This window comes from Chitinophaga sp. CB10 (assembly GCA_001870995.2).
GTDB lineage: Bacteria > Bacteroidota > Bacteroidia > Chitinophagales > Chitinophagaceae > Chitinophaga.
This window is the reverse complement of the sequence record MLAV02000011.1, coordinates 52,328-78,448: the sequence shown is the minus strand read 5'-3', so window position 1 is coordinate 78,448 and position 26,121 is coordinate 52,328. Positions and strand designations below refer to the sequence as shown.

The 26,121-nt window shown below is 48.2% G+C and carries 13 protein-coding genes; 9 read left to right on the top strand and 4 right to left on the bottom strand.

The window, feature by feature from the left end; genetic code table 11:
• Positions 1–485: 485 nt before the first annotated feature.
• The 7 genes from BOC67_RS16375 (at position 486) to BOC67_RS16345 (ending at position 16,382) form a co-directional block, all read left to right on the top strand.
• Positions 486–3,515, top strand: coding sequence for a TonB-dependent receptor (locus BOC67_RS16375; protein ID WP_291911700.1), 3,030 nt, complete (start codon positions 486–488; stop codon positions 3,513–3,515).
• 21 nt (positions 3,516–3,536) lie between these two features.
• Positions 3,537–4,916, top strand: coding sequence for a RagB/SusD family nutrient uptake outer membrane protein (locus BOC67_RS16370; RefSeq protein WP_291911699.1), 1,380 nt, complete (start codon positions 3,537–3,539; stop codon positions 4,914–4,916).
• 429 nt (positions 4,917–5,345) lie between these two features.
• A complete protein-coding gene (locus tag BOC67_RS16365) occupies positions 5,346–8,510 on the top strand; it encodes a SusC/RagA family TonB-linked outer membrane protein (protein WP_291911698.1) in 3,165 nt (1,054 codons plus the stop codon).
• Positions 8,511–8,533: 23 nt separating this feature from the next.
• Entirely contained in the window at positions 8,534–10,288 is a 1,755-nt protein-coding gene (locus tag BOC67_RS16360) for a SusD/RagB family nutrient-binding outer membrane lipoprotein (protein WP_291911697.1), read from the top strand.
• Positions 10,289–10,320: 32 nt separating this feature from the next.
• A complete protein-coding gene (locus tag BOC67_RS16355; protein ID WP_291911696.1) occupies positions 10,321–10,857 on the top strand; it encodes a hypothetical protein in 537 nt (178 codons plus the stop codon).
• A 762-nt stretch (positions 10,858–11,619) separates the two neighbouring features.
• On the top strand, positions 11,620–14,751 hold the full coding sequence (locus BOC67_RS16350) for a TonB-dependent receptor (protein ID WP_291911695.1): 3,132 nt from the start codon (positions 11,620–11,622) through the stop codon (positions 14,749–14,751).
• Between the two features lie 20 nt (positions 14,752–14,771).
• Positions 14,772–16,382: a RagB/SusD family nutrient uptake outer membrane protein gene (locus BOC67_RS16345; protein WP_291911694.1), complete on the top strand. Its 1,611-nt coding sequence runs from the start codon at positions 14,772–14,774 to the stop codon at positions 16,380–16,382.
• Positions 16,383–16,580: 198 nt separating this feature from the next.
• Here the strand turns inward: BOC67_RS16345 and BOC67_RS16340 are convergent, their stop codons facing one another.
• Positions 16,581–17,741 (bottom strand): TlpA disulfide reductase family protein, encoded by a 1,161-nt coding sequence (locus tag BOC67_RS16340; protein WP_291911693.1) that lies wholly within the window; start codon positions 17,739–17,741, stop codon positions 16,581–16,583.
• Positions 17,742–17,804: 63 nt separating this feature from the next.
• Positions 17,805–19,247, bottom strand: coding sequence for an Asp-tRNA(Asn)/Glu-tRNA(Gln) amidotransferase subunit GatB (gatB, locus tag BOC67_RS16335; RefSeq protein WP_291911692.1), 1,443 nt, complete (start codon positions 19,245–19,247; stop codon positions 17,805–17,807).
• Positions 19,248–19,412: 165 nt separating this feature from the next.
• On the opposite strand from gatB, the gene BOC67_RS16330 reads away from it, so the two are divergent.
• Positions 19,413–20,792, top strand: a complete 1,380-nt coding sequence (locus BOC67_RS16330; protein WP_291911691.1) for an aldehyde dehydrogenase — start codon at positions 19,413–19,415, stop codon at positions 20,790–20,792.
• A 120-nt stretch (positions 20,793–20,912) separates the two neighbouring features.
• On the opposite strand, the gene BOC67_RS16325 is transcribed toward BOC67_RS16330, so the two are convergent.
• Together BOC67_RS16325 and alaS are read right to left on the bottom strand one after the other, a co-directional pair.
• Entirely contained in the window at positions 20,913–21,929 is a 1,017-nt protein-coding gene (locus BOC67_RS16325; protein ID WP_291911690.1) for a PDZ domain-containing protein, read from the bottom strand.
• 159 nt (positions 21,930–22,088) lie between these two features.
• Complete coding sequence (gene alaS / locus BOC67_RS16320; protein ID WP_291911689.1) at positions 22,089–24,707, bottom strand: alanine--tRNA ligase; 2,619 nt, start codon at positions 24,705–24,707, stop codon at positions 22,089–22,091.
• 340 nt (positions 24,708–25,047) lie between these two features.
• On the opposite strand from alaS, the gene BOC67_RS16315 reads away from it, so the two are divergent.
• A complete protein-coding gene (locus BOC67_RS16315; RefSeq protein ID WP_291911687.1) occupies positions 25,048–26,019 on the top strand; it encodes a M23 family metallopeptidase in 972 nt (323 codons plus the stop codon).
• Positions 26,020–26,121 lie beyond the last annotated feature (102 nt).

Sequence of the window (26,121 nt, the reverse complement as noted above, 5' to 3'; positions counted from 1 at the left end):
CAGTTGCAAAATCTCCTTTTTTTATGTTATTATTTTACTGCATACTTTTCTTGTGAATTCATAAATTATTGTTTGTTATCTAATTAATAATTTAATTGTTTAAATTATATGTTAATAAAAAGTTAAAGCCTTGTTATCGGGATGTTATTAACAAGTTGCAACCTTTAAATTTTTGTTAATAAAGTCTATATTTACAGTCTGATTGGAAAATTATTAAGGAAACTGCTTGTGAGAAAAAGGATAACTACTTCTTTGTGTGATTTATTGAAATAATCACAACAAAGAAGTAATATTCTTGGTAATTGTCAACTTTTAGTGAACACGACCATGCCATAGAAACCTGTGCATTCTTCACAACATTAATCAGCAGAAAACCAAACCTACATTTAACCTGGGTATTGTATCATTTGGCTCTTTTTAGGGTCCTGACTTAGCTTTTTATTTTTTAAAAGGATAGATAACAACAACGGAAACAAAACATGCTTATGAGGAAAGTATTAGTTCTCCTCCTGGCCGTGTTGTCCCTTGCCGGAAATGTATTCGCACAGGGTCGCACAGTTACGGGGAAAGTTACTGATGCTCGGGACGGCTCTCCTATCCCGGGTGTAACCATCCAAATTAAAGGTACCAACAAGGGTACTACTTCTTCTGTGGATGGTACTTACAAAATTGCCGCTGATGCTAATGCCGTGCTGGTATTCTCCTTCGTGGGTTATGCAGCACAGGAAAAACCAGCTTCCAGCGAAGTACTGAACGTAAAGCTCGGTACTGACGACAAGCAACTGAGTGAAGTAGTGGTAACCGGTTACACGGTAGTAGACCGTAAGAAACTGGTGAGCTCTATTTCTGAAGTAGGCTCCAAGCAACTGGAAAACGTGCCTATGCCGGATGTAAACCAGCTGCTGCAGGGCCGTGCGCCAGGTGTGGTATCTGCTTCCGGTTCCGGTCAGCCAGGCGCCAAGCAGAGTATCAGCATCCGTGGTATCGGTTCCCTGAGCGCCAGCTCTGATCCTATCTACGTGATCGATGGTATCATCATCAACAACGGTCAGGTAAACCAAATCACACAGACGCAGTCTACCGACGTAATGGCGAACATTAACCCGAACGACATCGAAAGCATCAACGTGCTGAAAGATGCGTCCGCTCTGGCCATGTACGGCGCCCGTGGTGGTAATGGCGTAATCGTAATCACTACCAAAAAAGGTAAAGCCGGCAGTTCCAAAGTTGGTTTCAAAGCCCAGTATGGTTACAACATGCCAAGCTTTGGTAACTGGGATCAGATGAATGCACAACAGGCGTTTGATTACAAACGTAATGTGTATCGCCTGAACGGTTATACGGAAGATGAAATCAACCAGGCTGTTCCTGATTCCTTGCTGAAATATGCGACTGACTGGAGAGACCTGGCCTTCCAAAACGGTAAAACCCAGAACTACGAAATCAATTCCAGCGGTGGTAATGATAAAACGCAGTACTATATTTCCGGTGGTTATTTCAGCCAGGATGGCGCCATGATCAATTCCGGAATGAAACGTTACTCCGTTGTATCCAACGTACAGAATAAAGTAAGCGACAGGCTGGATGTAGGTCTGAACCTGAACCTCTCTTACGCTGACCTGAACAACGCAGGCGCTGGTAACCGTTACAGCAGCCCGCTGCTGGGTAGCTTTGCCAACAGCCCGCTGTTGCCAGCTTACAAACCGGATGGCAGCCTGTACACTGGTCTGGAAGACCTGTGGCAGAACACTTCCAACACCGGCGATAACTTCCTGTACTCTTCCGCACTGAACACCAACCGTGTTGAAAACGTACGCGTACTGGGTAAAATGTACCTGAACTACAAAATCACCGATTGGCTGAAATTCGGTCAGAACGTGTCTATCGACTACATCAGCGCTCAGCAGAAAACTTTCCAGGATCCTACCACCGGCGATGGTTTCAACCCTGCTGATCCAAACCAAAGCGGTGACGTGTACCAATATCAGCGTAACGTAAGAACCATTACCTCCCAGACTTCCCTGAGCGGTAAATTCAACGTTGGCCAGAAACACCTGTTTGATTATCTGGCAATGATGGAGTATGCGCCAACTCACGATAATTCCTTCAGCGCAGAAGGCGTTGGTTTTGCCAGCCCTAAAACGCCTGTACTGGACGCTGCTGCAGTTCCATTGGGTGTTGGTGGTGGCCAGAGCGATAGCCGCTTCCTCTCCTACCTGGGCCAGTTAAACTATACCTACAATGGTAAGTATTACCTGACAGGATCTTTAAGAAGAGATGGTAGCAGCCGTTTTGCTCCTGGTAACAAATGGGCTTCATTCTACTCCCTGGGTGCTTCCTGGCGCGTTATCGATGAGGCCTTCATGAAAAATCAGCACATCTTCTCTGATGCCAAGCTCCGCGTGAGCCATGGTACATCCGGTATTGCCGGCGGTATCTCCGACTACGGCTGGATGGCTATTTACAGGTACAACATTGCCTACAACGGCTCTCCTGCTTCCAATCCATACCAGCCTGGTAATGCCAGCCTGACATGGGAAAAGAGCATATCTACCAACGTGGGTCTGGATATGGGCTTCCTCAATAACAGATTGACTGCTTCTGTGGATCTGTATTACAGAAAATCCATTTCCCTGTTACAGAACAAACCATTGCCTCCAACCTCCGGTTATCGTGACCGCCTGGAAAACATTGGCTCCATGTATAACAAAGGTATTGAGGCCACTATCTCATCCCGCAACATTGAGAATAAAAGTTTCCAATGGTCTACTGACGTGACATTTGCTGCCAATAAAAACAAAATTCTCTCCATGTTTGAGAATCAGGATATCATTAACCCAACAAGTTCGGATGGGACAGCATATACAGGAACCATTCACCGTGTAGGGTTACCCGCTTATACCTGGTACTTAAGGCAGTGGGCTGGCGTGGACCCTGCAAACGGAGATCCACTGTGGTACAAGGCCGATGGTACTACCACCAACAATATCAACGAAGCTAACTACCGTACTTTTGGCTCTACCATGCCTAAGTTTACGCTTGGTTTCAACAATACCTTCAATTACAAAAACTTCACACTGTCTGCGTTTATCTATGCTGCACAGGGTAACGAGGTGATGAATGGTACTGCCAGGTATGGCGATGCAGACGGTGCGCGTTTGAACTGGAACTACAATGTAGCCGCCGGTGAAAACTACTGGACTACTCCAGGCCAAAACGCTACCAGGCCTAAACCAATTCCGGGTGGTAACAAAAACTCTACAGCACTGTCTACCCGCTACCTCGAAGATGGTTCCTATATCCGTCTGCGTAACGTAGTACTGGGTTACAATCTGCCTAAAACCTGGTTGAATGCAGCGAAGATCCAGAATGTTCGTCTGTACGTTCAGGCACAGAACCTGCTGACTATTACCGGCTATTCCGGTGTAGATCCTGAAATCGACAACACTGGTTATGAGTTCTTCAAATACCCGGTTAACAAAACTGTAAGTTTTGGTGTGGACATCACTTTGTAAAATCTAATGGAGTAAACAATTATGAAAAAAATTCTCATAGCAATAGCCGCAGCAGGAATGTTTATGCAAGCCTGCAGCAATAAGCTGGATGTAAGGCCTTCTGATGGTCTTGGGGTGGGAGACGCCCTGCAAGATGTAGGCGGTGCAACAACCGCGCTGAACGGTGTATATGACGCTTTACAGCAAACCGAATACTATGGTCGTAACTACTGGGTGATGACCGAAGCGAATGCGGATAATATTTACATTGCTGCAAGTAACAGTAACAGGTTCCTGAGCAGTTTCCGCCACGATTATAATACCCAGGATGCAGACGTGGAAGATTTCTGGGCTACTGCTTACATGGGTATAATGCGTGCCGATCGTATCCTGGAAGCAATAGATAATATCCCTGGTGACGAAAAGGTTAAGAAGGTGATTAAAGGAGAAGCCCTCTTTTTACGCGGACTCATGCACTTTGACCTGGTAAATGTGTTTGCACGTCCTTATGCACAGGGGGGTGGCAGCCAGCCTGGTGTGCCATTAAAATTGAAATTTGTAATCGATATGCCTCCCCGTGCTACCGTGAAGGAAGTGTACGATCAAGTGATTGCCGACCTGACAGCAGCCAAAGAACTGCTTGCTGATGTAGGCGAGTCTACCAAATACCACGCTAGCAAATATGCAGCATCTGCCCTGCTGGCAAGAGTATATCTGCAAAAAGGAGATAAAGTTAACGCAGCAGCCGAAGCTACCAACGTTATCAACGCCGGTTATTCCCTGCAGCCATCTTCTGCCGATTACTACAATGTGCCGGGCAGCGGTGAAGAAATCTTCACCCTGGTATTCACCGATGCAGAAACCACCGGTTCTGATAATATCGGTCAGATGTACCTGAAACCTGGTTATGGCGACTTACGCGTATCTCCGGACCTGACCAGCAAGTTTGATGCAAAAGACAGCCGCCTCGTGTATTTCGGTACCCTGGATACAGAAACTACCAATAAGAAGTTCTCCGGTCAGACAGGTAAAGCTGGTATGACCAGTCCTAAACTGCTGCGCCTGGCTGAAATGTACCTGATCCGTGCTGAAGCGAACAGTACCGCAAATCCGGATGCCGCTATTCAGGACCTGAATGTGATTCGGGAACACCGCAATCTTGATAAGTTGACAAGCGTCGCGCCTGCCGCCGTACTGGATTCAGTGCTGGCTGAAAGCAGAAGGGAGTTCATGTTCGAAGGTCACCGCTATTTTGACCTGCTGAGGAACGGTAAAGGTGTGGACCGTAACTTCTGCGGCAGCATCCTGGCTATTAAAGCGCCGTGCACCATCGCGGCGGACGCCTATAATATTATCTGGCCTATCCCTCAAAAGGAAAAGAACACCAACCCTGGTATCGAACAGAACCAAGGTTACGAATAACTAGACAAGCATGTTGTAACTATAAAGGGTGCCTCGCTACGGCGGGGCACCCTTTTTTTATGCCTATTTAACAGAACTTTATAACGAAATACTTTGTTTGTTTAAATAAAAATTGTAGGCAATTTGGTTTTCTGATAAGGATTTATTTTATATTTGGTCAAAGGAAACAAAGTTTGAATTTTTCTGTTATTAACCTGTTATTTAACATTTATTTATTTCAAATCATATGATAAAATAATTAAACCTATATAGCTGCTAGTCACAGTTATATAGGTTCTAATGGTTGATGTTTATGAGAGCTTAACCCTGTTAGCTTATGAAGATTTTATAACTACTAGTCACAGTTATAAAATGGTTAATTCGGTTACGCCTTGATAAGTTTCTAGCCTGCAATCTTCTTTTTATTAGTCAATCAAAACCAAGTCGCTTATGAAAAAAGGGCTACTACTTTGGCTGCTCCTGTTTGGCTGCATAGTAAACGCAGTCGCACAGCGAACGATCAGCGGAAAAGTTAGTGATGCAAAAGATGGCTCTGCTATTCCCGGAGTTACCGTTGTGATTAAGGGTACAACAAAAGGAGTGTTCACCTCCGGAGACGGTACTTACCGCCTGAACGGAGTGGAAAATGGAGCAACACTGGTATTTTCTTTCGTGGGTTACATCACCAAGGAAGTACCGGTAGGCGCCGGCAACAGTATTGATGTTGCGCTGGAGGCCGACAAGAAACAACTCGGAGAAGTTGTTGTGACCGCCGTAGGTCTGAAAAAGAATGAGGCCGCACTGGGATATTCCGTATCCACAGTAAAGCCGGAACAGATTCTTCAAAAATCTGAGCCTGACATGTTAAAGGGCCTGCAGGGTAAAGTTGCAGGTGTGGACATCAGGACTTCCCAGGGTACGCCAGGTGCAGCTACCCGTATCCAAATCCGTGGTAATACCTCGTTTTTTGGTAACAACCAGCCCCTCATCGTTGTGGATGGTATTCCCTACAACAATGACCAGGTAACCACCTCTTCCCAAACTACCGGTGGTGGAGCTTATTCCAGTGGTCTTTCCGCACTCGATCCGAATGACATCGCTTCCATGACCGTACTGAAAGGTGCAGCAGCTGCCGCACTCTATGGTTCAAGGGCGTCAAACGGAGCGGTGGTAATCACTACCAAATCCGGTTCTTCCACTCTCTCTAAACGGAAAACCGAAGTAACCTATTCTTCTTCTATCGCATTTGAAAACGTAGCCAGCTATCCTAAATATCAAAATATTTATGGCGCTGGTAGTAACTTTAACTATTCCGGCGTATCCAATGGATCCTGGGGTGCTGCATTTGGTACCATCGATTCGGTTACCGTATGGGCTCCATATTCGGATGCGTTTCCGGAATTATATCCTCCCGGATCTAAAATCCCTTACAGGGCTGTACCTAACAACGTAAAAGACCTGTTCAGGACCGGGTTTATTTCTGAAAACTCTATCAGCGTAAACGGTGGAAATGAAAAATCTTCCGTAAGTGCTACTGCAACCTACATGAGTCAGGATGGTTATGTTCCGCACTCGAGCTTTAACAGAGGAAGCCTTTCCGTAGGGGGTATAACCCGGCTCACTAATGGCTTGCATGTAAGTGGAAATTTCAGCTATAGTACTACAAATCAGCTTGGCTCCCAATTCGGTGAAAACCAGGTAGACGGTGTGGCATCTTCTTTTGCGCGTAACCTGTTCCTGGCCAGAAACTGGGATATCGCTGGTTATCCTAATGAAGACAAAAACGGTTTCCCTGTACAACCGCTGTATTCACAGTTTGATAACCCATTGTGGTCCTTCAGGCATAATACCGTTAATACCAGAACAGACAGGTATGTTGCCGGATTAAAATTGAACTACGATATTCTTCCATGGTTCAATGCAAGCTATCAGATCGGGACCAACGTGAACAACCTGGGACGTAAGGAGATTGTTGACCTGGGTTCCCGTGGTGCTGAAGGAATTGGGCAGATCACTGAACAAAGCTACCGTTTCGCAGAAATCGAGTCCAACCTGATCGGTACATTTACACCAAGATTCAAAAATGAAGATTTCGGTTTCAAAGGTATCGTAGGTTATAACGTAAACCAACGTACTACCAACTCCACTATCATGATTGGTAAAGGTATTGTAGCACCTGGTATTTACAACCTGAACAATACCAAAAGCGTACTCCCAAATGAGGACGTCCTGATTCAAAGAAGGCTCTGGGGCATTTTTGGAGAGATTGACCTCGACTATAAAAAATGGTTATTCCTGACATTAACAGGTCGAAACGACTGGTCTTCTACCCTGCCAAAGGAAAATCGCAGTTACTTCTATCCAAGTGCCGCCGTTTCCTGGTTGTTTACAGATGCGCTCAAAATTCAGAGCAGCTGGTTTGACTTCGGTAAACTGCGTGCGAGCTGGGCGAAAGTGGGTCGCGATGCCGATCCATACAGCCTGCAGAATATCATGTCAGTTAACGTACCATTCCTTGGTCAATCAGGTGTAATTCAGAATCCAGGGGCTGGTAATCCGAACCTGAAACCAGAGTTTACCCAGGATATTGAAGTAGGTGCTACTTTGGAGTTCCTCAGTAGGAGGATTGCATTAGACTTCGCATGGTATTCCAGAAAGTCTACCAATCTCATTGCTCCAATCACACTGGCTCCAACATCCGGTTATGCCACGTTTATAGATAACTACGGAGAAATTACAAACAAGGGATTTGAAATTGACCTGAATCTGGTGCCTGTTAAATCCGAAAACTTCACCTGGAACCTCCACTGGGTTTTCTCAAGGAACGTAAATATGGTTGCCAAACTCAGAGATGGTGTAGACCGTCTGCGTCTGGCAGGTATTCTTGATGGAATCAGCCCATACCTGGAAGCCGGCAAGCCATATGGTTATCTAAGAGGTACATATGATGCACGGGACGAAAATGGCAACCTCCTGATCGATCCAAGCACAGGGTTACTCATCCCGACCGGTGATCAGAGAATGGTCGGAAATCCCAATCCTGATTTCAAAACAGGTCTGACTACTACTTTCAATTATAAAGGCGTTTTCCTGAATGCATTGTTTGACCTTACCAGAGGCGGGGATATATACTCCGTAACTGTAAGTAGTCTGTTGGGTCGTGGCGTTACCCAGGATACTAAGGATCGTGAGAAGATGATCATTATCCCTGGATATTATGGTGATGTTAACAAACCAGGAACACCGCTGAAAGATGATAAAGGAAATCCAATTCCTAACTCAACTCCAATAACGGTGTTTGATGCTTATTTCGGTGAGTCTTTTGCGATCAACTCCGCCACAGAGTGGAACGTATATGACGCAACAGTTTATACGCTGCGTGAGGTAACATTGGGGTATGATTTCCCTAAGTCTCTGTTCAACAAAACATTTATCGGTGGTTTAACTGTAACCCTCACGGGTCGTAACCTGTGGTACATGGCGCCTGGTATGCCTAAATATTCCAACTTCAACCCTGAGGTAGGAAGTTTCGGTTCTACTAACGTTCAGGGAATCGAGTTGTCTGGTGCACCAACTACCCGCCGTTATGGTTTAAATGTGAAAGTGACTTTCTAGTATTCATGAAAAAAAGACAATCGATGAAAAGAATTTCCATAATACTGTTAGGTGGTCTTTTGATGGCAGCTGGCTGTAAAAAAGGTTTCCTGGACATAAATAAAGACCCTAATAACCCGTCCACAGCAACGCTAAGCCAAATGCTTACTGCAAATGAGCAAGGGCTGGCGTATGCCATGGGTTTCAGTAACCAAGGCCGAGGTGCGGTGGGATTCACCGAAGTATTGTCCGTGTACATGCACCAGGTAACGGTGCGTGAATCACAGGATCAATATAATGCGCAGGGTGACCAGTTCGACATCAATAATGCCTGGACGCAATTTTATAGTGCCCAATCGAATGGGTTCGGGTACAGCGGGTTCCTGGAGAATACGAACGTGATGATTCGCCAGGCAGAAGCAGAAGATAATCTGATATTTGCCGGCGTGGGCCGAATCCTCAAAGCATACGGCCTTAGCCAAATGGTGGATATTTTTGCTGATGTTCCTTATACAGAAGCTAATCAGTTTTATCTTACCAAGAATGGATATCCAAAATTTGACAAGGGGCAGGATATATATCCTGAACTGTTAAAGATGTTGGATACCGCATTGAATAACCTGTCAGCTACAGCTACAAATTCACTGGTACCTGATTTAGATGATCTTTTTTATGGCGGGGACGTTAAAAAATGGACTCGTCTGGCAAAAAGTATCAAATTGAAATTGCTGGTTCAGCAACGTTTGATTAAAGATGTATCAGCGGATGTGAATACGCTGTTTAATGGTGATCTTATCAGTAAATTGGATGAGAGCTTCATGATGCCTTATGGTCCGAGTAACTCTCCGGATGACAGGAATCCTGGTTTTAACGATTACTACGCTACACAGCGCTCCCACTACGTGAGCCCATGGTTCTATTCAATCCTTAAAGGTTATAATCCAAGGTTATTTACCGGCATTGAAGATCCACGTATTCCTTATTACTTCTATAATCAGATTAAGACTACTGATACTACTGCTGCTGGTATCGGTAACACTGATTATCGTGATAGTGCGTTTGTTTCTATTCTCTTTGGTTCAGTAGGACCTAACAGAGACAGGTCAAATGATAACAGTATTACTGTTTTCGGTATTTATCCTGTTGGAGGCCGTTATGATGATAACTATAAAAATTACGATAAGACGGCTCAGACTAATATCAGAGGCGTTTCCTCCAGCAGCGCCACTGGTGCGGCTCCTTTGAGGCTGCTTACCTATGCGGACATTTTGTTCCTGAAGGCAGAATGTATGAATGTCGGATTAATTCCAGATGACGGTGGAGCAACCCTGAAGAAAGCAATCGAGGAATCTTTCAAACAGGTTGACTATGTAGCTGGAAAAGCCAACAAAGGACAGAATATTCCAAAGCTGGAAGGTTCCGCCGCTGTAACTAATTACATTAACCAGATTATGGGAGCATATAGCGCTGCAAATACTGCAAAGAAGCTGGAGATCATTATGACCCAGAAATGGATTCAAAGCTATGGCTTCAGTTGTGATCAATATACTGATTATCGCCGCACAGGTTATCCGATCCTGTTCGATCCTAACGACCCCAGTCAGGCTCCTAGTGGTAGATATCAGCCACCGCTTTTGGGTGATCCAACGCTGGGAGGTAAAGACCAACCTTCTGTGAGGGTTGTGCTTGGAAGAAGATACCCGTTGTCACTGCCATGGCCAGCAGATGAATTAAACGTAAACAGAAACGCTCCGGCTCAAAAACAACCTGATTCCTATCCTGTATTTTGGGATAAATAAGCTGCAGTATTCAAGCATTAAAAATTGTAAGTATGAAGAATCCAGTAACATTGATATTAATGCTTCTTGCGGTCTGTGTATTAGGTTCCTGCCGCAAGAACGATAATCCAAAATTACCAGAGAATATCCGCGAGGGAGTACTGCCGAAGTTTACTCAGACTGCAGGTAGTGCAAATCTGAATAATATCACCACCTTTACGGCTACATTTGACCTGGACTATTACTTTCCGAATGCTTTGAAAGCTACGAAAGTTGATATCTATGCAGCCTACGATGGTGATTATCAGCATACACACCTGATTCAGGCAAACGTAACTCTGCCAGTCAAAAACATCACCATCACAGGTGCTCAGTTAATTGAATGGTTCGGTATAGATCCTGCCCAGCTGGTAAAGGATGAATATATCGAAGTAGGTGCTGACATGACATTGCCAGACGGCACTTTAATTAAAGCTTTCCCATTCTATATAGATGCCAATGGGGATATGCAGGCAATAACGCCATATAGCAGCAATGCTTATGCAATGCCGGGCTCCAATCCATCGTTGGTATGGATAAAGAGGATATAAACGGACCATCAAAATAAGGTTCATTAAATTATCCCGGTCGCGATTTTCGCGGCCGGGATTTCTATTTTAATTATAAAAATATTGCATATGTGGGCCTGTTAAGGCTTTTCCACGGAAAACCACTCTTCTTAATTAATTCGTTGTCAATCATTAATATCTTAACATTTCCTTAGGTTAAATAATGTTAAAATTTTCCCACTAAAATGTTAGGGAATACAAAACCATTTACATTATATTTGTTTGATCATTGCGAGATGGTACTCCTTTGATGTTCGAAATCTAATTGCTTATAGAGGAATAGTTCAGTAGTAGCCTTAATGCTTATGAGGACACGAATCGCCAACGATTATTCCAGAATTTTATGGCAACCAAATCCCTGAAAGCCGGACGCAAGTCTTGCTTATTCTTTTTAAATGCTAAAAAAAAGACAGGGGACACTAATGGAAAACAGCTTGTGAAGTGCTGCAGTCCGTGTACAGCACTGATGAGTAAACGGAAAAATTATAGCTAGAAAGATTATTATTTCAACCGAATTTGAACGCAGTTAAAATTAATCACTGTTAAGGAAACGCGATGGTAAAATAGATTGCTTGTTTAGTTTTTTTAAGGTAACCCGCTGTAGCACCAGGGTTACAATTACATGATATTGTATTTGGTGACAGTAACAAAAAAAAGACATGCAAGGTGTCTGACGGGTATGTCATGCCTATACATCAACCAACTACTAAAGTTTTACTTTTTATTGTCTAATCAAAATTGCTTATGAAGAAAGGATTATTCCTATGGCTGCTTGCAGTCCTCAGTGTCTTCCAGGCACTGGCGCAATCCAGAACGATCACAGGTAAGGTAATCGACGCGAAAGACGGCTCCGCTCTTCCTGGCGTTACTGTAAAAATCCCTGGTACCAACATCGGTACGCTCACCACTTCTACAGGTGAATATAAAATTACCGTTGACGGTAAAGTTTCCACACTGGAATTCTCTTTTGTGGGTTACATGCTGCAGAAAGTAAATGTGGCCAACAAAGTAAACGTTAACGTACTGCTGGAAGGCGACCAGAAAGCGCTGAGCGAAGTAGTGGTAGTAGGTTACGGTACGCAGGAGCGTAAAAACGTAACAGCTTCTATCGCATCTATCAACGGAGCATCGCTGAAAAACACGGCAGCTCCTGCGGTTGACCGCCAGCTGGCTGGTCAGGTAGCGGGTGTACAGGCTACTGTTGCCAGCGGCGTGTTAGGTCAGCCTGCACGTATCCGTATCCGCGGTACAAACTCCCTGAGCTCCGGTACTGATCCGCTGTATGTAGTAGACGGAATGCCGATCATCACCGGCGACCAATCCGGCGTAACGCCTGCCAACCCGCTGGGTGATATCAACCCGAATGATATCGAAAGCATGGAAGTGCTGAAAGATGGTTCCGCTACGGCTATCTACGGTTCACGCGCTGCGAACGGCGTGATCCTGATCACTACCAAAAAAGGTAGACAAGGTAAAGCTAAAATCGCTTACGATGCATGGTTTGCTGCTGCGTCCCCGTCAAAGAAATTTGACCTGCTGAACGCAGATGAATTCATCACCATTGCAAACGAAAAATATACCAACGCAGGTAAAGCCGCACCGGCAAAACCTACGCCTAACCCGGCTGGCGGCAACTATGACACCGACTGGCAGGATGAGGTTACCCGCACCGGTTTCCAGCAGAACCACAACCTTTCTGTTAGTGGTGCTAACGAAAATACCAACTACTACCTCTCTCTCAACTACGGTGATATGAAAGGTATGCTGGTGGGTAACGATCAAAAGAAATACCAGCTGCGCATGAAGATTGAGCAGAAAGCCCTGGATGTTGTTACCCTGGGTGTGAATGCTGCCGTATCTCACATTACCAACAATGGTTTCAACTCCGGTACTTCCGGCCTGTCCAGCTCCATCCCTAACGCGCTGCGCGCGCTGCCAAACGTGCCGGTATTCAATGCGGATGGTACCTACAACATCGACCAACAGGCGAACCTGCTCGGACAAGGCGCTAACCTGACTTCCATTGCAGACAACTATACCAACATCCGCTATGTGCTGGATCACAACATCTACCGCAATAAAAACCTGACCTTCACCGGTAACACTTTTGCGAACGTAGAGATACTGAAAGGCTTAAACCTGAGAACACAGCTGGGTATTAACCTGCTGAGCGGTGAGGACTACCAATACTGGAACCCAATCCACGGCGATGGTAAATCTTCCGGTGGTTATGTATTCCAACAACAAATCCCAAGCTTCCGCTACAACTGGGCTAACACCCTCTCCTATAACAGGACTTTCGGTAAGAGCAACGTGAATGCGGTAGTGGGTCTGGAATTCCAGAAAAGCAGAGAAAGATATTTCTGGGGTTCTGCCAATGGCCTGAGCAGCCCATTCTTTGGTGAAAATAACCTGATCTCCAACAGTTACACTACTCAAAAATCCGGTGGCGGTATTGTTGAAAGAGCTTTCAAATCAAGCTTCGCAAGGGTTTCCTACTCTTATGCTGACCGTTATATCTTATCCGGAACTTTCCGTAGAGATGCGATCTCTTCCCTGCCTCCGGGCAAACAGGATGCTAACCTGCCAGGCATCTCCGCTGGTTGGAGACTGTCTGAAGAGAGCTTCTTCAAGGAAGGCGCTATCAGCCATGTATTCAGCAACGTGAAAATCCGTGGCGGTTGGGCGAAAGTAGGTAACGTAGACATTGGCGCGTATCCATACGTAGGTTCTTACAAAGCCGCTGTTTACGGTACTGTGGGCGGCCTGGTGTACAACAACGTGTACAACCCTGACCTGACTTTCGAAACCAGTAAAAAAGTGAACCTGGGTCTGGATCTGGGCTTGCTGCGCGATCGTATCACTGTTACTGCTGACTACTTCAGAAACAACATCGATAACATGGTATTGTCCGCACCGGTAGCGCCATCCCTCGGTGTTCCAAGCGCAGGCGCTCCTAACCAGATCAGCCTGAACGTAGGTAAAATGTACAACCAGGGTTACGAGTTCACCGTTACTTCTACCAACATTGACAACGGTAAATTTACCTGGACCACTTCCGCTAACGTAACCTTCGTTCGCAACAAGGTACAGGCGCTCGTTAACAACCAGGACATCGTGAAGAACTACAACGTTACCAGCGTTGGCCGTTCTATCGGTGAGTTCTACGGTTATGTATCTGCCGGCGTAAACCCCGCAAACGGTAACCCGCTGTGGGTAAAAGCTGACGGCTCCATCGTTCAGGGTAACTTCCCTACTGCAGACTACAGAAAATATGATCCATCCAAACCGGATGACATTTCACAGGCGGCTCCTGCACTGACTGCCACTGACAAACAGTTCCTCGGCAGATCTACGCCTACCTACTATGGCGGTTTGAACAACACCGTTACCTACAAAGGTTTTGATTTCAATATCTTCTTCTCCTTTGCAGGCGGTAACAAAGTGTACAACGTAACCCGCCAGGAAACGCTGAACAACCAGAAGTTCCAGAACAACGGTAAAGAAATCCTCGACAGATGGACTACTGCCGGCCAGGTAACTTCTGTGCCTAAATTATACCAGGGTTCCGACAACTTCATTCTGCAGAACGGTAACCTGAACAGCCGCTTCCTGGAAAACGGCGACTTCATCCGCGCACAGAACATAGGCCTGGGTTACAACCTGCCTAAAGATCTGCTGACGCATATCAAACTGAGCAGCGTTCGTATCTACGCACAGGTGCAAAATGCTTTCGTAATCACAAAATACAAAGGTGTGGATCCTGAGCTGAACCTGAACGTTTCCGGTCAGGCTGGTAACATCGAACCTGGTTTGGATTATAACACTTCTCCGGTTCCTCGTACTTATACTCTTGGTATTAACATTGGTCTGTAATCTTGTGAAAAAAAATAATTATGATGAACGTATTTAAATCTCAATATAGCCGGACTGTAGGAAAGGCGCTGGCAGCAGGGTTACTGGTGGCGGCTGCACTGACCTCCTGCAAAAAGTTCACAGAAATCACTCCGCTGAACCAGGTGGATGAAAAACAGGTGTTTGCCGACTCCGCATCGATTGAACTCGCCCTTAATGGCGTGTACAACACTGCTACGGTAGGTAGTTATAACGATAGCTACAGCGGCCGTGGTTATCCTTTCGGGGCTGCTGCCATCGAACAGGATGAGATGCGTGGCGAGGACATGGTGAACCTGGCTACCTTCTACGAAATCACTTACAAATCACAATACTCTACCACCTCTGCCAACAACGTGGCCATGTGGGTGAACCTTTACTCCCTGATCAACCAGGCAAACGCCTTTATCGAAGGAGTTAAAGGCGCTGTAAGCAGCAAAGTGATCACTGAAACCAAAGGTTTACAGCTGGAAGCACAGGCAAGATTCCTGCGCGCCCTGGCTCACCACGAACTGGTGATCCACTTCTGCCGCCCTTATGCAGACGGTAATGGCAGCCAGCCTGGCGTACCTTATCGTACCCTTGCTACCAACACCGTGGCGAAAGTGCAGGAAAACCTGAAAATGGGAAGAGGCACCGTTGCGGAAGACTATACGCAAATGCTGGCTGACCTGGATTTTGCGGAAGCGAATGGTACCGGTAATGCTATCTCCAAAGCCAACAAAGGCGCTGCTATCGCTTTAAAAACAAGGATTAAGCAACATATGGGCGACTGGAATGGGGTGATTGCCGAAGCAGCCAAGCTGGGCGCTAACCTCGATGTTCCAAAAAGTCCGATCAACGCGTATGAGCTGACGCCAAATCCTGCTACTGTATTTACTTCCTACAGCAGCAACGTAGAATCCATCTTCTCCATCGCGAACAGCGTTGCCGCCAACGGCGACGTGAATGGTGCGCTGGCGCAGATGTTTGGCCCATCCACTTCCTCCGGCCGTGGCCTGGTATCCATCAGTCCAAACATCTACAATGCCACCTTCTGGCCTGTTAACGATGCACGCCGTAAGCTGCTGATCCTGCAGGATTCTACCAAAACGACCAAACGCATCTACTTTACAGGTAAGTACACCGAGTATGCCAACAAAGGCGACTGGGCGCCAATCATCCGTTATGCAGAAGTACTGCTGAACGCTGCTGAAGCATATGCCCGCACCGGCAATACTGCAAAGGCTTATGACCTGTATAAATTCGTACACAACAGATCCAACGAAAAAGGTAGCGCAGGTTACCTGCCAGACGTTAACCCGGGTATTACCGACATGACTGCCGCCATCCTGAATGAGCGCCGTGTTGAGTTCCTGGCTGAAGGTCGCCGCTGGCCGGATATCCACCGCCTTGCCAAAGATGCCAAATACGGTATCCCAGGCATCCCTGCCAAAGTTGATCCAAGCGTACTCGCCTCCAGTGGTGCTGATTATGTAGCCGGCAGCGGCAAGGTAATTCCTTCCGGTATCAAGGCTATCGACTATACGGATTACCGTTTCCTGTGGCCTTTCCCTGCTACAGAAACCGCTTCCAATCCTACATTGAAAGCAGCTCAAAACCCTGGTTACTAATGATTACACTATTTCCTGTAGTGAATTGATAGATAATAATCAGTAAACAAGTAAGGGTGTACCTCTCCATCGGGTACACCCTTCTTGTTTGTTCAACGCATTAGCGGTACACGGTCGACAACGGCATGGCCCCCGCGCAATAAAAAAACTCCCGATGGATTTATCCACCGGGAGCTTAAATCTTTCTCTCTAAAAAAATTATTTTAACACCTCTTTCAACTTGGCTTCCAGCGCGGGACCGCGAAGGTTGGCCGCGATAATCTTACCCTGCGGATCGATCAGGAAATTAGCAGGGATCGCATTGATGCCAAAGGTATTTACCACGGCGGACTCCCAGAATTTCAGGTCGCTCACCTGCGTCCAGGCCAGGCCATCCTGCTGGATAGCGTCCGTCCAGTTCTTCTTCTCTTTGTCCAGCGAAACGCCGAGGATCGTGAAGTTTTTGTTTTTATACTGTTGGAAAGCTTTTACCACGTTCGGATTCTCAGCCCGGCAAGGTCCGCACCAGCTGGCCCAGAAGTCCACCAGGACATACTTTCCGCGGAATGAACTCAGGCTCACCATTTTCCCGTTCGGGTCAGGCAGGGTGAAATCGGTAGCCGTATCGCCGATCTTCACTGCGATAGACGGTTCTTCACCACCGGCTGCATCGCCGCCGGCGCCCTGGGCTTTTTCCAGTTCATCGATTTTACCTACGAGGCTTTTCACCAGCGTATTTTCAGGGAAGCGCTTCTGCATATTGGTGAGTACCTGCCTGTGGGCAAGGATTTCGCCGGCATCGCGCACCTGGCTGATCGCAAATACCGCATTCGCAGGGTATTTGGTTTTATCGGCAGTAATGAAGAAGTATTCTTCGAATTCCTTCTCCTTACGTTGCAGCTCTTCTACTTTAGGATGGAGCACACTGTCCGGCGTTTTAACGCTGTGGAGGCTATCCAGGGTGCGCATTTCTTCCGTCAGCGCGATGGATTGCTTGCTGATGCTGGCCAGGAACTGGTGCAGTTCCGCTGTTGGTTCGGAACCATCCACTTTCAGTTTATCGAGGTTATCGAGGTCGCCTTCCAGTTTCATATCGCCTGCATCCAGGGAGAGGATGATGAACTTGCCATTGCTGAAGCGGATGCGGTAAAGGCCCTGTTCAGGCACCATGCCTTTGAGGGTAAATTTGCCGCCGGCATCTTTCACGTTGGTGGAGTCTACCACTTTGATATCGGAGAGGCTGAGTTGCTCCAGTACTACAGGTCCTACAGGCAGGTTGGTGAACTGCCCGTCAATTTTGAATTCTCCCTTTTCCTGCTGCTGGCCGGCGCATCCTGCGAGGAAAGCGGCGGCAGACAGCCATAAGAAGTATTTTTTCATGCAATCAGTTTTTAAAATTCATATCTGCAAGCCCCCAAATTAGGTTAATTTACCGGATTGACCTTAACCCTTCAGTTTTTCGGCGAGTAATTCATTGGTGAGGCGCGGATCGGCCTTGCCTTTGGAAGCTTTCATCACCTCTCCCACAAACAGTGCCAGTAATCCTTTTTTGCCACCGCGGTAAGCGGCTACCTTATCCGGGTATTTGGCCAGCACTTCGTCGATGATAGGCGAGATGTTATCGGCATTGGTATCCTGGATGAGATTCAGCCTGGTGGCGATTTCCAGCGGCTCGGCAGGATGGCTGATCATTTCCGGCAGGATGCGGGAGGAAGCAATGGAGAAACTCACTTTGCCACTGTCTACCAGCGCTATCAATTTGGCCAGGGAAGCGGGTTGCAGGGGAAATGCAGCGATGTCCGTCCCGTTTTCGTTGAGGTAGGACTTCACCGGCCCCAGGAGCCAGTTGGCGGCCGCTTTGTATTGACTGGTGGCGGCAATGAGCGCCTCGTAGTAATCGGCCGTGGACTTATCGTCGCAAATAACCCGGGCGTCGTACTCCGGCAGGTTGTATTGCGTGATGTATTTCTGGATCAGTTCTTCCGGTAAGGCGGGCAGCGTGGCCCTGATGGCGTTGATGAAATCGTCGCTGAGGTGGAATGGCGCCAGGTCCGGCTCAGGGAAGTAGCGGTAATCGTTGGCTTCTTCCTTGGAACGCATGCTGAATGATGTGCCGGTGGCGGCATCGAAGCTCCTTGTTTCCTGTACAATAGTACCGCCGGTTTCCAGGAGTTCGATCTGGCGTTTCACTTCCAGGTCGATCGCCCTCTTTACGTTGCGGATGGAGTTCATATTTTTAACCTCCACTTTGGTACCCAGGGTGGTGGCGCCTTTCAGGCGGATGGAAATGTTGGCGTCGCAGCGCATACTTCCTTCTTCCATATTACCATCGCAAACCCCGAGGTAACGAACGAGGCGGCGTAACTCGGTCAGGTACTGATAGGCCTCTTCGCTGGAGTGCATGTCCGGCTCACTGACAATTTCCACGAGGGGCACGCCGGCGCGGTTCAGGTCCACATAGCTGTAGGCCGGGTCCTGGTCGTGCAGGAGTTTGCCCGCATCCTCCTCGAGGTGAATGCGGTTCAGTTTAATATCGCGTGTACCCGCTTCCGTGGTGATACGTACGTATCCGCCGTTGCAGATAGGCGCTGTATGTTGGGAAACCTGGTATCCCTTGGGGAGATCAGGGTAAAAGTAGTTTTTGCGTGCGAAGTAGTTGTCCTTCTCTATTTCGCAATGACAGGCCAGGCCGAGTTTTATGGCATATTCGGCCGCTTTTTTATTCATGCGGGGCAAAGTACCCGGATGCGCCATGGTAATCGGACTGATATGGGTATTGGGGGCTCCCCCGAATGCGGCACTGTCGCTGCAGAATAGTTTGCTTTCCGTCAGCAGCTGGGCGTGAACTTCAAGCCCAATCACGGTTTCGTATTTACTGTAATCCAAGAGGTGACATTTTAAAAATTCCAATAAAATAAAATCGAAAGCAAATCACCACTAAAATTGCTTGCTGATTAACGCAAATATATTCAAATAATGCTGTGTTTTCGGGCAATTTCCTGCCCGGAAAATGGTAAATTCGGCTATATCAAACAGTTTAAATTCATCCCTATGATCAGCAATACCCAGGCGGGACAGTTATATGAGGCGCAGCAGGCATATTTTGAATCGGGTGCTACCCTGCCGTATAATTTCCGGAAAACCCAGCTGAAGCGGCTGAAAAAGGCGATTGAGCAGTATGAGGCCCGCATCCTGGACGCATTACACCAGGATTTGCACAAGCACCCGCTGGAAGCCTATTCCAGCGAGGTGGGATTTTTATATGAAGAGATCAATTATATCCTGGAACATCTGAAAGGCTGGATGCAGCCGGAAGTGGTTACCAGTCCGCTGGTTACCTACCCGAGCAGCAGCCGGGTGTACCGGGAGCCGCTGGGGCTTACCCTGATCATAGCGCCGTGGAACTACCCTTTCATGCTCTTGCTCAGCCCGTTGCTGGGCGCTATTGCCGGGGGCAACTGCGTGATCCTGAAGCCTTCCGAGCTGGCGCCGGCTACCTCTGCCCTGCTGGCCAGCCTGATAAAGGAAACGTTTGATCCGGCGTATATTGCCGTGGTGGAGGGAGATGGAGCGGAGGTGATTCCCCTGCTGATGTCCTACCGGTTTGACCATGTGTTTTTTACCGGCAGCACGCCGGTGGGCAAAAAGATTATGGAGATGGCCGTGCCGCACCTGACGCCTGTAACGCTGGAACTGGGCGGTAAATCCCCCTGCGTGGTGGATGAAAAGGTGAATATAACGGTGGCGGCTAAACGCATAGCATGGGGGAAATTCTGGAACGCCGGCCAAACCTGCGTTGCGCCGGATTATGTACTGGTGCATGAAAAGGTAAAAGCGGCGTTTACGGATGCGCTTATACAGGCTGTCCGCGAGTTTTTTGGCGAGGACCCTGCAGCCAGTGCGGATTACGCCCGGATGATCAACGAAAGGCGCTTTGACGCCGTGGCCAGGTACCTGCAACAGGGGCATATTGCGCATGGCGGCCAAACGGACCGTAACAGCAAGTACATTGCCCCTACCCTGCTGACGGATGTGACCTGGGATGCGCCGGTGATGCAGGAAGAAATCTTTGGCCCGGTGCTGCCGATACTGCCGTTTAATACGCTGGAAGAGGCGATAGGGGCCATCCGCAAGCTGCCATATCCGCTGGCGTTGTATGTATTTACAAAAAGTAAGAAAACGGAAAGGGCGTTGATAGAGCAGGTACGGTTTGGCGGCGGCTGCATCAACAATGCGCTGGTGCATTTAACCAATCCTGAAATGCCGTTTGGAGGTACGGGCTATAGCGGTATGGGGCAATACCACGGGCGGTACAGTTTTGAAACGTTTACGCATCCGAAGAGCGTGTTGAAAACCGGGACCTGGCTGGATGTGCCGACGAAGTACCCGCCGTTTGGCAATAAGTTAAAGTTGCTGAAGAAGATTATGTAACCCTTCATAAATCGGAAAAAAGTACCCGCCATTTGGCAACAAACTAAAGTTACTGAAGAAGATTATGTAACCCTCCATAAATCAGAAAAGGCTGCCAACCGGCAGCCTTCCCTTTGCACACTATAAATTAACCTTGTTAATTTTCTTTGGAATTTTCACCTCTAACGTTTCCGTAGCGCCATTTCGTATAACCTTTGCAGTTATATTTGATCGCTGCTGGTTCGCACGGTAGGCATTGGCTACGTCGCGGGCTGATTTTACAGTAGTTCCGCCGAATTCCGTCACGATGTCATCGTTCCTGAATCCTGCCTTTTCCGCAGCAGATCCTTCTTCCACATCAGTCACCTTAGCGCCTTTACCGTCTTCGGTATCCTCTACCTGCAAGCCTAAACGAACGCTGCTGCCGCCGCGGAAGAAGAAGTTATCCCCCAAATCCGGCCGCTGGAAGTTAAAGAACCCGCGGTTGCGGTCCGGCGATGGCATCATCAGGCCCATGCCGCCCTGCTCTTTACGCTCATCGAGGGTAACGGTAGCCTGGGTTTCTTTTTTGTTACGTGTGTACGTCACCGTTATTTTGTCGCCCGGGTCATAAGTGCCGATGGTTTCATACAACTCTTTAGGTTCTGAAATCTTCCTGGCGTCGATGCGGGTAATGACGTCGCCGGGTTTAATGCCGGCTTTTGCCGCGGGGCTGTTCGGAGATACGGATTTTACCGTAACGCCGGCAGCTTCTTCCTTTTCGGTGATTACGCCCAGTAAGGCTTTATTCGGTTTGATGTTGAATACTTCCGGGGCGTCGCCTTCCCCGGCATCGTCATCATTAAAGAAATTAAATCCGTTCATGGACGGCAGGCTGCTGCCGCTCATGCCGAGCGTATTACCATCCACCGGCGTTACTTTGCGCCTGAATACGGAGATATCCGGGTTGTTATAATTATCAACTTTCTGACCGTCCACGAATACTTCTCCGTTTTTGATCTCCACGGTTACCTTACCGTCGCTGTTGCCTTTGCGCTTGATAATAATTTCATCAAATTCTCCCAGCTTGTCTTTTGACTGTTGCGCCTGTACGCTGCCAGTCAAGAGGCTGAAGCAGGTGAAACCTGCAATGGATAATGTTTGCAGTAACTTGCTCATATGCTGATCTGTTTAAATTTAATATACGCCAGCAAATTTAATAAGCGGGTACACTAAGGAAAAGTTAAAACCGGCGGCCTGGCGGATTCATACGGCTAAAAACACGCAGGGCGGGCGCGTAAGAAGCGCCCGCCCTGCATTATAAGGTAAATGTTAAAATCAGTTGATGATCTGCTGGATTGCTTTGATGACGAGGTCCAGCTTGTCGGTTTCCTGTCCGCCTGCGGTAGCAAAGGACTTTTGACCGCCGCCGCCGCCTTTGATCAGCGGAGCCACGTGTTCTTTGATCAGCTTGGGCGCTTCCCAGCCTTTGCCGGCAACCAGGCTTTCGTCGATAGCCAGCGCCACGCTTGCTTTGCCGCCGATGTTGGCCGCAAATACGAGCAGGTGGTCCGGCAGGTCTGTCCGCAGCTGGGTAGCCAGTTGTTTCAGGCCTTCCGCGTTGTTCACGCTTACTACCTGTCCCAGGAAGTTGATACCGTTGATGGTCTGTATTTTGGATTTCAGCTCATTCCCCAGCTGGCGTACTTTCTCCGCTTCCAGGGCTTCCACCTGTTTTTCCAGGGCGGCTTTGTCCTGCACCAGCGTTTCAGCGGCCTTTACAATCTCTTTCGGATTTTTCAGGGCGGCTTTCACCTCTTTCAGTTGCTGGAGCTGGTTGTTGACGAATGCCAGGGCTTCCGCGCCGGTTACGGCTTCCACGCGGCGTACGCCTGCGGCCACTGCGCCTTCGGATACGAATTTGAATAAACCGAGTTCGCCGGTAGCGCCTACGTGGGTACCACCGCAAAGCTCCACGCTATAGGCAGGGTCCATGATCACTACGCGTACCACATCCCCGTATTTTTCGCCGAAGAGGGCCATGGCGCCGAGTTGCAGGGCTTCTTCCTTCGGCAGTTCCTTGATCACCACCGGTATGTTGGCGCGGATTTTTTCGTTGACGATGTTTTCGATCTGCGCCAGCTCTTCATCCGTTACTTTGGCGAAGTGGGAGAAGTCGAACCGCAGGCCTTCTGCATTCACCAGGGAGCCTTTCTGCGCAACGTGGGTACCGAGTACCTGGCGCAGGGCGGCGTGCAGGAGGTGGGTGGCGGAGTGGTGGCGGGCAGTATCGCGGCGTTTCTCTTTTGCCACTACTGCTTTCACATGGGCTGCAGGGTTAGCCGGCAGCTTATCGGTAAAGTGAATGATCAGGTTGTTCTCTTTCTTCGTATCGGTCACGTGAATGATCTCCTCATCGAAGTAGAGGATACCGGTATCGCCTACCTGTCCGCCGCTTTCAGCATAGAAAGGCGTTTTGCTCAGCACCAGCTGGTACTGCTCTTTTCCTTTTGCGTTAACGCTGCGGTATTTCAGCAATTTGGTATTGGCTTCCAGGTTTTCGTAGCCCACGAAGATCACGTCCGGCGTTTCGTCCAGCACTACCCAGTCGCTGGTATCCAGCTTGGTAGCGGCGCGGGAGCGTTCTTTCTGTTGCTGCATGGCAGCTTCGAAGCCTTTTTCGTCTACGGAGAATTTGTTCTCCGCAGCGATCAGGCTGGTGAGGTCAAACGGGAAGCCGTAGGTATCGTACAGTTCAAAGGCGGTCTGGCCGTCGATGGCTTTAGCGGCTGCCTGCTGCATAAAGTCCTCAATGCGGCGGATACCGCTGTCGAGCGTACGCAGGAAGTTGCTTTCTTCCTCAAACACCACTTTCTTCACGAAGTCCACCTGTTTTTCCAGTTCAGGGAAAACGTGGGAGAACTGTGCGGCCAGTACGGGCACCAGTTCGGCCAGCAGCGGCTTTTTCACATCCAGGAAGGAGAAGTAATACCTCACCGCCCTGCGGAGGATGCGGCGGATGACGTAGCCGGCGCCGGTGTTGGATGGCAGCTGCCCGTCGGCGATGGTGAAGGAGATGGCCCGGATATGGTCGGCGATTACGCGGAAAGCGATGTCCGACTTGGAATCAGTGCCTTTATAGATTTTACCGGTGAGCTTTTCGGTGGTATGGATGGTACCCATGAAAAGGTCGGTATCGTAGTTGGAGGATTTGCCCTGCAGTACACGTACGAGGCGCTCGAGGCCCATGCCGGTATCCACGTGTTTGGCCGGCAGCGGCACGAGGGATTTGTCTTTCATGCGGTTGAACTGCATGAATACGTTGTTCCAGATCTCGATCACCTGCGGGTGGTCGTTGTTGACGAGGGTTTTCCCGTCGATGGCCTGCCTCTCGTTGTCCGGGCGGCAGTCCACATGAATTTCAGAGCAGGGACCGCAAGGGCCGGTATCGCCCATTTCCCAGAAGTTGTCCTTCTTGTTGCCAAGGAGGATGCGGTCTTCCGCGATATGTTGTTTCCAGAAGTCAAAGGCTTCCTGGTCTTTTGGCAGGTTTTCGCTCGCATCACCTTCAAATACGGTTACGTATAAACGATCCACCGGTATTTTGTACACTTCGGTCAACAGTTCCCAGCTCCAGGCGATGGCTTCTTTCTTGAAGTAGTCGCCAAAGCTCCAGTTGCCCAGCATCTCAAACATGGTGTGGTGGTAGGTATCGATACCTACTTCTTCCAGGTCGTTGTGCTTGCCGCTCACGCGGAGGCACTTTTGCGTATCTGCCACCCTGCTGTGCGCCGGTACCTTATTGCCGAGGAAGTAGTCTTTAAACTGGTTCATACCCGCGTTGGTGAACATTAAGGTCGGATCGTCTTTCAGTACGATAGGGGCAGATGGCACGATGGTGTGCCCTTTTGACGCAAAAAAGTCCAGGAATTGCTGTCTTATTTCGGATGCTGTCATAAAATATTGATGCGAATTAATATATATTTTATATCTTATTGCTATGTTGGCCAGCGCCAGACTCGCGTCTGTATATCAACTAGTTATAAATTTGAACATCAAAAGGTTGATGTTTTAATCTAATTACAGTAGGTTTGTGCGCCTTATTTCCCGTCGTGAAACAGGGAGTGCAAAAATATTGAAACCTGTAGGATTATTCAAAACAGGATAGCCTGGCCGGTAAAAAAGTTAAGGGAAGGGCAGCAAAATATGCCAATTTATTCATCCGTTTGAACTCTAGTGTAATAAAATCGGCTGTCGCAGCGTATAGCTGTGGTAAGAAACGTACACCATTGGTGCAATGAAGAAGGTTAAATATTTCTACAATACGCAAACTTTAAAATATGAGAAGCTCGTAGTATCCCTGCGGGTGAAGGTGCTGCGCATCCTTGGTTTTGTTTCGGCGGCCATTGTTACCGGGGCAATCTTTCTCTCCTTTGCCTACCGCTTTTTTGCGTCCCCGAAGGAAAAGCTGCTGCAGCGCGACCTCGACGCCATGAAAGAGCGCTACGAAGCCCTCCAGGGCCGTATGAAGGAGGTAAGAACCAAGCTGACGGCGCTGGAAGAAAGAGATAACGACATTTACCGTGTGATATTTGAAGCGGAGCCTATCCCGGACAGTACGCGCATGGGCAAGGTGGCAGCGGATGAAGAAGCGGCGCAGCTGCAATCTTTCGCCAGCAGTGAAATCATCGCTTCCACATCGGTACTGCTCAACGAAATTACCAACCGCATCAAGGCTCAGGAAAAGTCCTTCGATGAAATAGATAAACTGGTTAAGAACAAACAGGAGATGCTGGCGGCCATTCCGGCCATCCAGCCTGTATCCAATAAGGACCTCAAACACATCGCCTCCGGTTTCGGATACCGCATCGATCCTATCTATAAAATGATGAAATATCACTCCGGGCTCGATTTCGCGGCGCCCAGCGGTACGCCGATCTACGCTACCGGCAACGGCGTGGTGGAAGAGGCCAGTATGAGCGACGTAGGCTACGGTAACCACGTGGTCGTACGCCATGGCTACGGTTATAAAACCCTCTACGGGCACATGCTCCGCATGAAGGTAAGAGCCGGCCAGGCCGTTAAGCGCGGGGACGTACTCGGATGGGTAGGCAGCACCGGTAAATCCACCGGACCTCACTGCCACTACGAGGTCATTAAAAACGGAACCAAAGTTGACCCGGTGTACTTCTTCTTCAGCGATCTTACAGCTGAACAGTTCGAAACACTCGTTAAAATGGCCAGATCCGGCAACCAGTCGTTCGACTAACAGCAGCCTGATGATATCCGGATCAATTGTAATATGATTGTTAATGAACGATAAATAGACGAAAGCTGGAGTAAATTGGCTAAATTCATGCTCGTAAAAGAT

Excerpts from the sequence above, each read along its gene's own strand:
- BOC67_RS16375 (WP_291911700.1), top strand. The coding sequence starts at position 486 with ATGAGGAAAGTATTAGTTCTCCTCCTGGCCGTGTTGTCCCTTGCCGGA.
- BOC67_RS16370 (WP_291911699.1), top strand. The coding sequence starts at position 3,537 with ATGAAAAAAATTCTCATAGCAATAGCCGCAGCAGGAATGTTTATGCAA.
- BOC67_RS16365 (WP_291911698.1), top strand. The coding sequence starts at position 5,346 with ATGAAAAAAGGGCTACTACTTTGGCTGCTCCTGTTTGGCTGCATAGTA.
- BOC67_RS16360 (WP_291911697.1), top strand. The coding sequence starts at position 8,534 with ATGAAAAGAATTTCCATAATACTGTTAGGTGGTCTTTTGATGGCAGCT.
- BOC67_RS16355 (WP_291911696.1), top strand. The coding sequence starts at position 10,321 with ATGAAGAATCCAGTAACATTGATATTAATGCTTCTTGCGGTCTGTGTA.
- BOC67_RS16350 (WP_291911695.1), top strand. The coding sequence starts at position 11,620 with ATGAAGAAAGGATTATTCCTATGGCTGCTTGCAGTCCTCAGTGTCTTC.
- BOC67_RS16345 (WP_291911694.1), top strand. The coding sequence starts at position 14,772 with ATGATGAACGTATTTAAATCTCAATATAGCCGGACTGTAGGAAAGGCG.
- BOC67_RS16340 (WP_291911693.1), bottom strand. The coding sequence starts at position 17,741 with ATGAAAAAATACTTCTTATGGCTGTCTGCCGCCGCTTTCCTCGCAGGA.
- BOC67_RS16330 (WP_291911691.1), top strand. The coding sequence starts at position 19,413 with ATGATCAGCAATACCCAGGCGGGACAGTTATATGAGGCGCAGCAGGCA.
- BOC67_RS16325 (WP_291911690.1), bottom strand. The coding sequence starts at position 21,929 with ATGAGCAAGTTACTGCAAACATTATCCATTGCAGGTTTCACCTGCTTC.
- alaS (WP_291911689.1), bottom strand. The coding sequence starts at position 24,707 with ATGACAGCATCCGAAATAAGACAGCAATTCCTGGACTTTTTTGCGTCA.
- BOC67_RS16315 (WP_291911687.1), top strand. The coding sequence starts at position 25,048 with ATGAAGAAGGTTAAATATTTCTACAATACGCAAACTTTAAAATATGAG.